The following is a 12,653-nucleotide window of genomic DNA, read 5'->3' on the forward strand; positions in this document are numbered from 1 at the left end:
CCATACGCGAATCCCGTGTTTGGAACAAGACCCAACGTAGGGGACCTAGTTCACAGCGATCGTCAGCAACCACCACACACGATATGGCGTTGCGGAGTGGCACGAACAATCACACAGATGGTCACCATCTCCGGCAAAGCGCAGATCGTCCATTGTGGAAACCAGGGAATGCGGCACGGCGAAAAGCGGGAAACCGACGCTGCCGACTCCTCGGGGAAAGGCGGAATCGGATCAATTCATCCGAGGTATCGACACTGGTGGATACGGCCAACCCATCCCGGTGCGCCGGCCGGCGGCCCGGTCGAGGTCAGACCAGGCGGCGGTCGGCGGCCCACCGGGACAGCTCGTACCGGTTGGACATCTGCAACTTGCGCAGCACGTTGGAGACGTGCGTCTCGACCGTCTTGATCGAGATGAACAGCTCCTTGGCGATCTCCTTGTACGCGTAGCCGCGGGCGAGCAGCCGCAGCACCTCGCGCTCCCGGTTCGTCAGCTGGTCGAGCTCCGGATCGCTGATCGGCTGGTCCGGCCGGGCCGCGAACGCGTCCAGCACGAACCCGGCCAGCCGGGGGCTGAACACCGCGTCCCCCTCGGCGACCCGGCGGATCGCGCCGGCCAGCTCCTCGGCCGAGATGGTCTTCGTGACGTAGCCACGGGCGCCGGCCCGGATCAGCCCGATCACGTCCTCCGCGGCGTCGGACACCGACAGGGCGAGAAACTTCACCTGCGGGTGCGTCTTGCGCATCGCCTCCAGCACGGCGCGACCGCCGCCGTCGGGCATGTGCACGTCCAGCAGCACCACGTCCGGCTCGTGCGCGGCGATCGCGGAGATCGCCTCGGCCACCGTCGCCGCCTCGCCCACCACGGACACCCGGGTGCCGAGTTCGGCCCGCACCCCGGCGCGGAACATGGCATGGTCGTCGACCAGGAACACCCGCAGCGGCCGGGTCTCGTCAGTCATGCCCGCTCTCCTTGTTCGTGCCCTCGTCGGACCGGCGCGGCAGGTACAGCCGGACCTCGGTGCCCTCGCCCGGGGTGCTGCGGATCTCCGCCCGGCCGCCGTGCCGTTGCATCCGACCGATGATGGAGCCCTGCACCCCATGCCGATCATCCCGCACGGTGGCCAGGTCGAAGCCGGCGCCCCGATCCCGGACGAAGACGCTGACCTGCTCGGGCTCGATCTCCGCGTACAGCGAGATGGTCTCCACGCCGGCGTGCTTGCCGGCGTTCACCATCGCCTCGCGGGCCGCCGCGGCCAGCGCCGCGACGTCCGAGTCGACGTCCACGTCCCCGACGACGACCGTGTCCACCCCGATCGCGTACGTGTCCTCGACCTCGGCCGAGGCCTCCTCCAGCGCCGCCGACAGCTTCTCCGCCGGCGACGCGGTCGGCTTGTACAGCCAGTTGCGCAGGCTGCGTTCCTGCCCGCGGGCGAGCCGCGCCACCTCCCGCGCGTCACCGGAGTTGCGCTGGATCAGCGCGAGCGTGTGCAGCACCTGGTCGTGCACCATCGCGGCGATCTCGGCCCGTTCCGTCTCCCGGATCCGGGCCTCCCGCTCGGTGCGCAGCGCGCCGACCGAGCGCCACAGCATCGGCCCGAACACCACGGTGATGCCGAGCACCGCGAGCAGCGCGAACAGCAACCCGTTCAACAGCGCGGTCCAGCTGATCTGGGCGCCGGCCAGTGCGGAGGTGACCACGACCAGGCCGATGATGCCGACGGCGACCAGCAGCGCACCGCCGCCGAACCGCAGGATCATCGACCGCCGGTCGCCCAGCGCGCCGCTCAGGGTGCCGAGCACCGGCACCTTCGACACGTCCGGAACGCCGGCGTCCTCCATCCGGCGCCGCCGGTCGGGGTCGGCCTGGTGCCAGATCACCCCGACACCGAGCGCGACGATCGCCGCCAGCAGACCGATCAGGAACGCGGTACCGCCCCAACCGGCCATCCCGAGCAGCGTGACCAGGCCGATGCCGAGCGCGGCCAGCGCGGAGAGCTGGCCCACGTCGCGGCGGCTCGGCGGGGTGCTGCGGTCGACCGGCAGCACCGCCCAGAACGCCGCGTAGAGGATGGCGCCCAGCCCGTACGCGACGAGCAGGACGACGAACACGATCCGCACCGCGAGCACCGGAACCCGCAGGTGCTTGGCGATGCCGGCGGCGACACCGGCGAGCGCGCGCCCGTTGGCCGACCGGTACAACCGGGGTCCGGTCGGTGCCGGAGCGGCCGGGGGCGGAACCACCGGCGGCCGCCAGTTCGGCGCCATCGCGGGCATCGGGGTGGTGGGCCAGCCGGCCGGCAGCTGCCGCGTCGCCCCGCCCGGCGCCCACGGCCCCTGAGCCTGCGCCTGGGTCGGCCGGCCCTGGGGCTGCGGCTGCGGCTGGGGCTGGCTCGGCTGGGGCTGGCTCGGCTGGGGCTGGCTCGGCTGGGCCTGAACCGGTTGGCTCCCCCACTGTCCGGACGCACCCGGTCGTGGCCGGCCGGAGGGCCGGCCACGACCCCACCAGGCCGGGCGACCGGTGCCGGAACCGGGCGTTCCCGGCGGTACCGGCGGTGGCTGCTGCTGTGCCGCCCAACGCGGCGGATACGGCCCCAGCCTGGCATCGCCGGCGGCGGGCGCCGTCGACTGCTCACCCTGCCGCCGCGGATCGGCGGATGCGGGCCCGGTCGGGTGGCTGATGTCCGACTCCTCACGCTGGCACAGCGGTCATGTCATCGAAATCGATCCTCACACGCGGGGCGCGGGCTGGCCACCGGGTCGACCCCGGACCTTCGCGTCGGTACAGGTCAGGGTCGACTCAGGGTCGCGGCCCCGATGCTGGTGCGACCGGCAGCGGGCACGATCGAGGCCATGAGGACCAGGGCGTGTGACAGAGCACCCGGCCGAGGTTCGGCGGGGCGACGCGTTCCGGGACAGGAGGGGCGCCGATGAGCCGCGAGACCGAGCCCGGCGACGGCCGCGAGCCGGCCGTACCCGCCGGCGACGATCCGATGCCGCCGGCCGCACCGGCCGGCGACGATCCGACGCCGCCGCCGGCCGCCGGCTCGACGAGCCCGGCCGAGCCGTCCGACGCCGGCTCGACGGACGCCACCGCGCCGGGGGTGGCGCGGCCGGCGAGCCGGAGGACGACGTTCCCGCCGGCTACCGGGTGGCGGGCGAGGAGCCGGCGTTCGGCACGGCCGCGGACGAGTCGCCGACCACGCACCTCGGCGCCGAGCCGCCGCCGGCCGGCCAGTTCGACGGGGGTCCGCCGCCACCACCGCCACCACCGCCACCAGGCGGGTCCGGTGCCGGCTGGGCGGACGAACCGCCGCCGATCACCGGGTTCGCCCGGCGGCACCAGCTGATCCGGCCGGTACAGGGCAAGAAGGTGGCCGGCGTCTGCGCCGGGATCGGCCGGGCCACCGGCACCGATCCGGTGCTGTGGCGGGTCATCCTCACCGTGCTGGTGTTCTTCGGCGGCGTCGGCCTGCTCGCCTACGTGGTGGGCTGGCTGTGCATGCCGCGCGAGGACGACCAGGTCGCGCCGGTCGAGTCGCTCGTCGGCCGCGGCCGCTCCGCGACGTCGCCGGTGCTCACGGTGCTGCTCGGGGTGATCGGCATCGGGCTGGTGTTCTTCGTGTTCAACAGCGGGTTCCGGGCCATGGTGCTGATGATGGGCGTCGCCGTGGTGGTGGCCGTGGTGTTGACCCGGCGCAACCAGGAGCGCCCCACCGACGGTGACCCGGCCGCACCCGGTTCCGCCGCACCGTCCGGTGCCACGGCGCCGAGCGGCGCGGACCGGCCGACGCCGGATCCGGCGATGGCGGCGGCACCCGCCGCGACCGGCGCCCCGCCGACCGCGGCGGGCTACCGGGTGACGCCCAACTACACGGTCCCGCCGACCACGGCGCAGCAGCCGGGCTACCGGCCGCCGTTCGCGCCGCACGGCCCGTACGGCCCGCGGACCGCGAGCCCGCTCGGCGCCGGCGAGGTGCCGATCGGTGGGATGCTGCCACCGCCGCCACCGCCCCCGCAGTACCGGGGGAAGCCGCCGAAGCCGCCGAAGCAGAAGTCGATCCTGGGCCGGCTGACGTTCTTCGTCCTGTGCCTCGCGATCGGCGCACTCGCGGTGCTCGCCGCGGCCGGGCTGCACGTACCGGCATCGGCGTTCTTCGCGCTCGGTCTGGTGGTGCTGGGCGGCGGCCTGGTGTTCGGCGCCTGGCGCGGCCGGGCCCGCTGGCTGATCATCCTGGGTTGCGTGTTCGCGCTGGCGCTACCGATCGCCTGGGTCTCGGAGAACGCGCACTGGGAAGGGCCGTCGAGGTCCCGGGAGTTCTCCCCCGGCGATCACGTCTGGGTGCCGCGGAGTGTGCAGGGACTGCGGCCCGACTACACCGGTTCGGTCGGCGACGCCACCCTCGATTTGTCCAATGTGGACTTCGCCGGGCAGCACGAGGCGGTCAGCGTGCACAACTCGGTCGGCGACGTGAAGGTCCTGCTGCCGCCGAACGTGGACGTCACGGTGACGCTGGAGCCCGGGCTGGGTGACGCCACGCTGTTCGGCCAGCCGGTGGACAGCCCGCACAACAAGACCCAGGAACGGACCGACCTCGGGCCGGACGGGCGCGGCGGCGGCATCCTGGACCTGCGGATCAAGGACAACGCCGGCGATGTGGAGGTGACCAGGTGAACCAGCAGGACGACACCGAGCGGCGACGCGGGCTGGCGCCGCACCCGACCGACGTACTCTCCCTCGTCTTCGGGCTGATCTTCCTCGGCGCGGGCGGCTGGTGGCTGGTGGCCGAGGTGTCCTCGATCCGGCTGCCGTTCGGCTGGCTGCTCGCGCTGTCGCTGATCGTGATTGGCGCGATCGGCCTGTTCGCCGCGGTCCGGGTCGGCCGGAACAAGAACCCGTGACCGTACGCCGCCGCGGCCGGGTGGCCCGGCCCGCGGCGGCGTACGGGCCCCGGCCCCGGAAGCCGACGGGCCCCGGGCGGTGGGCGACGAGACCCCGGATCGGTACCGGGTGCGGCACCTGACCGCGGGCCGTGGCGCGGCACACAGGTACGGTGGCAGCGTCAGGCACGCCGATCAGGACGGAGCACCCGTCGCATGACCACGAGCCGCACCGGCGCGAGCCGCGACGCGCTGCCGCTGCGCACCACCCGGCCGAGCGGGCGGCTGGCCCGCGCGCTGCTGGCCGAGCTGACCCGCCATCCGGGACCGAAGTCGGCGCTGCTGGTCGGGGTGCCGGCCGGCTCACCGGTGCTGGCCGGCGCGCTGGACGCGCTCGCCGCCGAGGATCACCTGACGGTGCTCGCCGACGCCGGCAGTATCGAGGCGCCGGCACACGTCGCCGAGGTGGCCGCCGGCCGGCCGGACCAGGTGGAGATCGTCGACTCGCTCGCCGACGCGAAGCCGTGTGACGTGGTGATCGTGGCGCAGCCGCTGGCCGGTCCGGCCGCCGCGGTCGCCGGGCTGCTCGCCGAGCTGCGGGAGCTGCTGGCGCCGGGCGGCATCCTGGTGGTGGCCACCGCCGCCCGGATGACCGATCCGGCCGCGGCCGAACTGTCCGATCTGACCGAACGGCACGGTGTCGGCTCCGACCTGCTGCTGCGGCACCGTCCGGCGCTGCGGGTGCACCGGCTGCGGTTCACCCCGGCCGAACCGGCACTCGCCGAGCGGCTGGCACCGGTGACGCGGCCCAGCAGCGTACCGCTGACCGGTGGGATGCACCTGGACTCGAACGGCGTCGCCGCCGGCGTCGCCTGCCTCGGGCTCGCCCTGCTGGCCAAGCGAGCCCGGCCGTCCTCGAAGCTGTGGCTGGTGCCGGCGCTCGCGGCGGTGCCGGCGGCGGCGTTCTTCCGGGACCCGCAGCGCAGCACACCGCACGATCCGGACGCGGTGGTCGCGGCGAGCGACGGCACCGTGCTCGGCGTCGAGCAGCTGCACGACGACAAGTTCGGTGTCGGCGACGGCGACTGGCTGCGCGTCGCGGTCTTCCTGTCCGTGCTGGACGTGCACATCAACCGGGCGCCGGTGGCCGGCCGGGTGATCGAGGTGTTCCGGGAGACCGGCGGCTACGCACCGGCGATGAAGGCGGCGGCCGAGCACAACGTCGCCGCGTACACGGTGCTGGAGACGGCGCACGGGCCGGTCGTGGTGGCCCAGCGGACCGGGCTCGTCGCTCGGCGGATCGTGCACCGGGCGCCGGTCGGCGGGCTGCTGGCCCGGGGCGAGCGGTTCGGGCTGATCCGGTTCGGTTCCCGCACCGACGTGTACCTGCCGGCCGGGGCCGCCGAGGCGGTCGTCGCGCCGGGCGACAAGGTGGCCGGTGGCGCCACCGTCATCGCCCGCTGGCAGCCGAGCTAGGCCGGGTCTTCATGGCCAGCCACCCGGCTGCGCCGGGCCCGTTCGCCCGGGCGGAGCCATGAAGACACGCCCTAGCACCGCCCGCCGGCCGGGGTCCGCAACCAGGATCACCGGCCGGCGGCGACTACCCGGGTACCGCGCCGGGCGGCGGCGACGGCGGGAGCCACCGCGCCGACGGACCCAGCGGCAGGGTCGCCGCCGACTCACGGCCGGTGGCGGCGCGAGTCAGGGCCGGGCCGGGGCGATGTTGTAGTTGTGCCGGAACACGTTGCCCGGGTCGAGTTCCCGCTTCACCTCCGCCAGCCGCCGGAGCGTCGGCGCCGGGTAGCTCGAGGCGGCGTCGACGGGCTGGTCGGCGGTGCCGAAGTTCGAGTAGGTACCGGTGGTGAACGGCTCGATCCGGCGCCACGTCTCGGCCAACGCCGGGGTGGCCCGCTGCACCGTCTCCGCGTCGCCCATCAGCGCGAGGGTGACCAGGGCCGCGCTGTCCCGGTACCCGAACGCCGTGGCGTCCGGTGCCACCCGGGCCACCGCGCCGCCGAGGCCGCGCACGTTCACCGCCGTCGTCGGCGCCGCGGCGACCAGCTCCTCGATCAGGTCCGGCGTGATCCGGCGAACGAACGCGCTGCGCAGTACGAACCGGAATCCGGGCGGCAGGCCAGGCATGTCGGCGAGGATCTCCGGGTACGGCATGGTGCGCAGGTCGTCGGACAGCTCCGGTGCGGCGCCGAGCAGCGGGCGCAGCGCCGATCGCGCCGCTGCCGGGTCACCGCCGGCGTAACAGGCCTGTACCGTCACCGGGGCGTCGCCGGGCAGCAGGTTGACCGCGGTGGTCAGCTCGTCCGGGGCCGCGGCGGCATGCCGGGCCCACTGCCGCAGCACGTCGGCGGCGCTCGTCGCCGGGAACCGCACCGAGCCGAACACCACCTCGGTGACCGGCTGCGCGACCAGCTCGAACGCGGTCACCACGCCGAAGTTGCCGCCCCCGCCGCGCAGCGCCCAGAACAGGTCCGGCCGCTCGGTGTCGCTGGCCCGCACGATCGAGCCGTCCGCGGTGACCACCTCGGCGGCGACGATGGCGTCGAGCGCCAGCCCGTACCGGCGGGCCAGCCAGCCGATGCCGCCGCCGAGCAGCAGCCCGCCCACCCCGACGTCAGCGGTGTCGCCGGAGCTGAGCGCCAGCCCGTGCCCGGCGAGCGCCGTGGACACCGGCCCCCAGGTGGCGCCGCCGCCGATGCGGACCAGCCGCCGGTCGCGGTCGAGCAGTTCGATCGCGTCCAGCGGGGACAGGTCGACGACCAGCCCGCCGTCGTTGGTACCGAAGCCGGCCGCGTGGTGGCCGCCGCCGCGCACCGACACCGCGAGCCGGTGGGTACGGGCGTGGTCGAGGGCGGCGGCGACGTCCCGGGCGCTGCGGCACCGGACGATCAGTTCCGGCCGCCCGCGGTGCGCGAACGTGCGCCGCAGCTCGTCGTACGCCGGGTCGCCGGGGCCGACGATCTCCCCGTCCAGCTGCATCGTCATGCCTGCCTCCCGCTTTCGAGTACGACGATCGGAAGTTCCCGCTCGGTGCGCTGCTGGTAGCGCGCGTAGCCGGCGTAGCGCTCGACGATGCGCGACCACAGCTCGGCGCGTTCGGCGCCGGTCGCGGTCCGCGCGGTCACCCGGCGGGTCGACCCGGCGACGGTGACCCGCGCCGAGGGGTTGGTGCGGAGGTTGAGGAACCAGGCCGGATTCCGGTCGTCACCGCCGAACGACGCGACCAGCACCACCCGGTCGGCGTCCAGGACCGGGACCGCCAGCATCGTGCCGCGTTCCCGGCCGGTACGGCGGCCGACGGTGACGAGTTCGGCGACCGGCATGCCCATCGCGCGGCCGAGGACCCGGCCCCTGGTGGCCCGGAAGATCCGCCGGTGCAGCGCGGTCGAGAGATGGAACAGTCGGTCCTTGACGGTGGTACGCGGGTGCCCCGGCGAGCGTGCCCGGCGGGTGCCGGCCGATGTCCGCAGCGGTGTCGTGTTCATGCCGTCGATGCTGGCCGGGGCGGCGCGTCGTGTCGTCGGGCGAGGGATGACACCGGCGGCTGCGCGGCCGGCGGCAGGGTTCGGTGCCGGCTACCACGCCGGGAGTAGCCGGCGTCTCGGCTTGCCGGAGGACGTGCCGGGCCAGCCGCTCGGCTACCGTTCGGGCATGAGTCCCACGGGTGCCGCCGGCCGGCGCGGCCAGGAGGCCGCCCTGGTGCTCGCGGTCGCGGCGGTGGCGACGGTGGCGGCGCTGATCGCCCCGCCCGGCCGCACCGCGCTGGACGCGCTGGGCTACGCGCTGCCGGTACTGGCCTCGGCGAGCCTGCTGGCCCGGCACCGGCTGCCGGGCACGGTCGTGGTGCTCACGACCGTGTGCATCGCGGTCTACTTCGACTTCGACTACCCCGGGTACGGCATCTCGCTGCCGCTGCTGGTCGCGCTGTTCTCCGCGGTACGGGCCGGCGGGCGCTGGATCGCGCTGGTGCCGGTGGCCGCGCTGGCACTGAGCGCGGTGGTCTGGGTGCTCGCCGGCCAGTCCGTACGGCAGGCCTCGCAGTCCGCGTTCCTGCTGCTCGGGTGGATCGTGGCGGCCACCGCGATGGGCGCCGCGCGCCGGCAGTTCCAGGCGAACCTGCGGCAGCTGGAGGAGCGGGCCGCGGACGCGGAACGTACCCGCGAGGAGACCGCCCACCGCCGCGCCGCGGAGGAGCGGCTGCGCATCGCGCGCGAACTGCACGACTCGCTGACCCACAGCATCTCGGTGATCGCCATGCAGGCCGGGGTGGCGGTGCACCTGGCCAACAAGCGCGGCGAGCCGGTACCGGAGGCGCTGACCGCGATCCAGGACGCCGGCCGGGACGCCAACCGGGAGCTGCGCGCCACCCTCGGCGCGCTGCGTACCGACGCGACGGAGCCGGGCAACGGCCTGGACACGCTGCCCGACCTGGTGGGCCGCTCGGTGGCGGCCGGGTTGCCGGTCACGCTGCACCGGGACGTCACGGCCGGGCAGGTGCCGGCCGCGGTGGACCGTGCCGCGTACCGGATCGTGCAGGAGGCGCTGACCAACACCGGGCGGCACGCGCGGGCGTCGGCGGCGACCGTCGAGATCCGGCGGCTGCCGGACAGCCTGGTCGTGCAGGTGACCGACGACGGTTGCGCCACCCCGGATGCGCCTCCGAACCCCGGGATCGGGCTGCTCGGCATGCGGGAGCGGGTGACCGCGCTGGGCGGCACCCTGTCGGCCGCGCCGCGCCCGGACGGTGGCTTCGCGGTGCGCGCCGAGCTGCCGCTGCGGGAGCCGGCATGATCCGGATACTGCTGGTCGACGACCAGGCGCTGATCCGGGGCGGCCTGCGGGCGCTGCTGTCCGCCGAGGACGACATCGAGGTGGTGGCGGAGGCGGCGAACGGCAGCGAGGGCGTCGCGCGGGCCACCGAGCACGTACCGGACGTGGCCCTGGTCGACGTGCAGATGCCGGTGCTGGACGGGATCGAGGCGACCCGCCGGATCGTCGCCGACCCGCGGCTCGCCGCGGTGCGCGTGGTGATCCTGACCAACTACGGCCTGGACGAGTACGTCTTCACCGCGCTGCGCGCGGGCGCGAGCGGGTTCCTGCTCAAGGACACCGAGCCGGCCGAGCTGCTGACCGCGGTGCGGGTCGCGGCCCGCGGCGACGCCCTGCTGTCACCGGCGATCACCCGCCGACTGATCGCCGAGTTCGTCTCCCGGCCGGCCGACGCGTTGCCGGCCGAGGGGCTGGGTGTGCTCACCAACCGGGAACGCGAGGTGGTGACGCTGGTGGCGTACGGGCTGAGCAACGACGAGATCGCCGCCCGAATGGTGATCAGTCCGGCGACGGCGAAGACGCACGTGAGCCGGGCGATGACCAAGCTCGGCGCCCGGGACCGCGCGCAGCTCGTCGTCTTCGCGTACCAGTCGGGTCTGGTCGCCGTCTGAGCACCGCGGCCCGGGTCGCCGTTCGAGCACCGCGGGCCGGGCCGCCGTCTGGGCACCGCGGCCCGGGTCGCCGTCTGAGCACCGCGGCCCGGGTCGCCGTTCGAGCACCGCGGGCCGGGTGCCGCCGGGCCGCACCACTCGGTCGGTGCGCGGCCCGGGCACCCGGTTCGGGCGGTCCCGCTCGGACGGGGCTGGTGGTGCGGCGGCTCAGGCCGGGCTGGCGGTGCGCCGACGCCGCAGCAGCCAGATGGCCGGGCCGGACAGCAGGTAGATCGCCACCAGCGCGAGGAACGTGGTACTCAGGTCGAGCAGCGCGCCGGCGACCGGGACGATGGCGAGCCACAGCGGCAGCCGCCGTAGCTGGGCCAGCTTCGCGTACGGGAAGGTGGTGACCATCAGCAGCGCCAGCACCGCGATGCTGGCCACGATGGGCGCGCCGTGGTGCGGGTGCAGCAGGCAGCCGAGCGCCAGGATGCACGCGACGATCGTGGTGGGGATGCCGGAGAAGTAGCAGCCGTCCTTCGGCGACACGTTGAACCGGGCGAGCCGGATGGCGGCGCAGACCGCGATCAGCGCGCAGGCCGGCCCCAGCACGTACAGCGGGGTGTCGTCGGACAGCCAGCGGAACACCAGCACCGGTGCGGCGATGCCGAACGAGCACATGTCGGCCATCGAGTCCATCTGCGCGCCGAACGGGCTGGACACGCCGAACGCGCGGGCGACACCGCCGTCCAGCCCGTCGAAGACGACGCAGCCGACCAGGCAGAGCGCCCCGATCCGCAGGTCGCCGGCGATGGCCAGGAAGATCGAGGTGACCCCGAGCAGCAGGCTCGCCACGGTGCAGCCGTTGGCGAGCAGGAAACCGACCCGGCGGCGCAGGGTGTGCTCGCCCGGCAGCAGCCGCGGCACCCGCGGCGCGGTCGACTCGAACCCGGGCTCGACCGGTACCGGCGGGAGCGCCAGCGCGGCCGCCTCGGGGCGCGGCGGCACGATCGTGCCGATGGTGCGGTGCTGGCCGTCGCGGGGCGCGTCGTCCGGCCGCCGGATCGTGGCGGTCGGCTCGTACGAGCGCTGCCCGACGAGCACTCGCCGGGCCAGCGAGCCGCCGCGGCGCAGACCTCGGCTGATGCGGCGACCGCCGGGCCGTGGACTGTCCGTCACACGGCGGCGACGCCAAGGGCTTGTCGGCACGAAGTCTCCTCCTCGCCGGGTCGGCTGGTCCCGCCTCGTCGGCGGCCGCCCGGCGCGCGTCCTACACCATGGCATACGAGTACATGCCTTGGCGATGCCAGTGATCGGTCACTCTAGCCGACAGAGTGACGAACCACTGCATATGCCTGCGGATGAGAAATACGCTGGGTGATGCTCAGCGTGACGACGGAAGTGCTTCGAGTGCTCGTCGTACCACATCGGTGACCGCCTGGTCGGCGATCCGTGCCGGACTGAACCACTCGGCCGCGTCGGTCGAGTTGTCCGGGTCCATCACCCTGGGTCGGGTCGGTTCCGGCACCTGGACCCGATACAGTACGCGCACCGCGTGCCAGTCCATGGGATACCCCTCCGGCCCGAGCGCGGCCGGATCGCGGTGGCTGGACACGTCGAGCAGCTCCCCCAGCACGCCGAGCTGATCGGTCTCCTCGCGCAGTTCCCGCAGCAGCCCCTGGCCGGGCTGCTCGCCGTGGTCGACACCGCCGCCGGGCAGATGCCAGCGGCCGGCGCCCGGGTACCCGGGCGAGATGCGGGTCAGCAGCAGCCGGCCGGCCGGGTCGGTGGCCACCGCGTAGGCGGCGAACCGCTGGCCCCGCGGCGACCCGCCCGGCGCCGGCGCCGGCTCGGCCGGCGGCAGATCCGGCCGTACCCACGGGGCCCGGACCGGTTGCCCCAGCGCCCGGGCCACGAACGGCATCAGCCGCAGCGCCGGAAGCTCGTCCGGCGCCACCCAGCGCACCAGGTCGGTGGTGCCGGACGGTTCGGCGCGCAGTGCACCGCCGAGCAGCCGCAGGTCGTACAGCACCCGGTCGGTGTGCAACCGCTGGCCGCGGGCCGGGATGGCCAGCACGTCGGACACCACGTCGCGCACCCCGGTCACCGCGACCCGCAGGCCGGTCTCCTCGGCGACCTCCCGTACCACCGTGTCGGCCGGGGCCTCGCCGTGCTCGACGCCGCCGCCCGGCAGGTACCAGGTGCCGACGACGTCGGACAGCGCGGACGAACGGGTCAACAGCACCCGACCCGCGCCGTCCGTGAGCACTCCGTACGCGCCGATTCGTCGAGCCTGCACGCCGCCTCCGTCTCGGGTCCGTGCCGCCCCCCGGGA

General features: G+C 74.6%; 11 protein-coding genes. 5 read left to right on the top strand and 6 right to left on the bottom strand.

Translation table 11 applies throughout. From position 1 onward, the window contains the following. Window positions 1–307: 307 nt before the first annotated feature. Together Athai_RS25915 and Athai_RS25920 are read right to left on the bottom strand one after the other, a co-directional pair. Window positions 308–961 carry a response regulator gene (locus Athai_RS25915; protein ID WP_203963916.1) on the bottom strand — a complete coding sequence of 218 codons (654 nt, stop codon included), beginning with the start codon at window positions 959–961 and terminating at the stop codon, window positions 308–310. Continuing rightward, the gene (locus Athai_RS25920; protein WP_203963917.1) at window positions 954–2,267 is read right to left on the bottom strand and encodes an ATP-binding protein; all 1,314 of its coding nucleotides are present in this window, start codon (window positions 2,265–2,267) and stop codon (window positions 954–956) included. The genes Athai_RS25915 and Athai_RS25920 overlap by 8 nt, the downstream gene beginning before the upstream one ends. Window positions 2,268–3,150: 883 nt before the next feature. On the opposite strand from Athai_RS25920, the gene Athai_RS25925 reads away from it, so the two are divergent. From Athai_RS25925 to Athai_RS25935, 3 genes are all read left to right on the top strand, one after another. Further along, window positions 3,151–4,674 (top strand): PspC domain-containing protein, encoded by a 1,524-nt coding sequence (locus Athai_RS25925; protein WP_203963918.1) that lies wholly within the window; start codon window positions 3,151–3,153, stop codon window positions 4,672–4,674. Then, on the top strand, window positions 4,671–4,901 hold the full coding sequence (locus Athai_RS25930) for a hypothetical protein (protein ID WP_203963919.1): 231 nt from the start codon (window positions 4,671–4,673) through the stop codon (window positions 4,899–4,901). The genes Athai_RS25925 and Athai_RS25930 overlap by 4 nt, the downstream gene beginning before the upstream one ends. Window positions 4,902–5,096: 195 nt before the next feature. Beyond that, on the top strand, window positions 5,097–6,356 hold the full coding sequence (locus Athai_RS25935; RefSeq protein WP_203963920.1) for a phosphatidylserine decarboxylase: 1,260 nt from the start codon (window positions 5,097–5,099) through the stop codon (window positions 6,354–6,356). A 225-nt stretch (window positions 6,357–6,581) separates the two neighbouring features. Here the strand turns inward: Athai_RS25935 and Athai_RS25940 are convergent, their stop codons facing one another. Both Athai_RS25940 and Athai_RS25945 read right to left on the bottom strand, forming a co-directional pair. Continuing rightward, on the bottom strand, window positions 6,582–7,880 hold the full coding sequence (locus tag Athai_RS25940) for an FAD-binding oxidoreductase (RefSeq protein ID WP_203963921.1): 1,299 nt from the start codon (window positions 7,878–7,880) through the stop codon (window positions 6,582–6,584). Further along, window positions 7,877–8,380, bottom strand: coding sequence for a nitroreductase/quinone reductase family protein (locus Athai_RS25945; RefSeq protein ID WP_203963922.1), 504 nt, complete (start codon window positions 8,378–8,380; stop codon window positions 7,877–7,879). Before Athai_RS25945 ends, Athai_RS25940 begins: the two co-directional genes overlap by 4 nt. A gap of 166 nt (window positions 8,381–8,546) precedes the next feature. Here Athai_RS25945 and Athai_RS25950 point away from each other — a divergent pair, with 166 nt between their 5' ends. Further along, window positions 8,547–9,686, top strand: coding sequence for a sensor histidine kinase (locus tag Athai_RS25950; protein WP_203963923.1), 1,140 nt, complete (start codon window positions 8,547–8,549; stop codon window positions 9,684–9,686). Next, complete coding sequence (locus Athai_RS25955; protein WP_203963924.1) at window positions 9,683–10,336, top strand: response regulator; 654 nt, start codon at window positions 9,683–9,685, stop codon at window positions 10,334–10,336. Before Athai_RS25950 ends, Athai_RS25955 begins: the two co-directional genes overlap by 4 nt. 207 nt (window positions 10,337–10,543) lie before the next feature. Here Athai_RS25955 and Athai_RS25960 read toward each other — a convergent pair whose 3' ends face one another. Together Athai_RS25960 and Athai_RS25965 are read right to left on the bottom strand one after the other, a co-directional pair. Further along, complete coding sequence (locus tag Athai_RS25960; RefSeq protein ID WP_420829843.1) at window positions 10,544–11,452, bottom strand: CDP-alcohol phosphatidyltransferase family protein; 909 nt, start codon at window positions 11,450–11,452, stop codon at window positions 10,544–10,546. A 250-nt stretch (window positions 11,453–11,702) separates the two neighbouring features. After that, the gene (locus Athai_RS25965) at window positions 11,703–12,617 is read right to left on the bottom strand and encodes an NUDIX hydrolase (protein ID WP_203963926.1); all 915 of its coding nucleotides are present in this window, start codon (window positions 12,615–12,617) and stop codon (window positions 11,703–11,705) included. Window positions 12,618–12,653: the final 36 nt, after the last annotated feature.

The sequence above is a fragment of the Actinocatenispora thailandica genome (genome assembly GCF_016865425.1).
GTDB classification, from domain to species: Bacteria; Actinomycetota; Actinomycetes; order Mycobacteriales; family Micromonosporaceae; genus Actinocatenispora; species Actinocatenispora thailandica.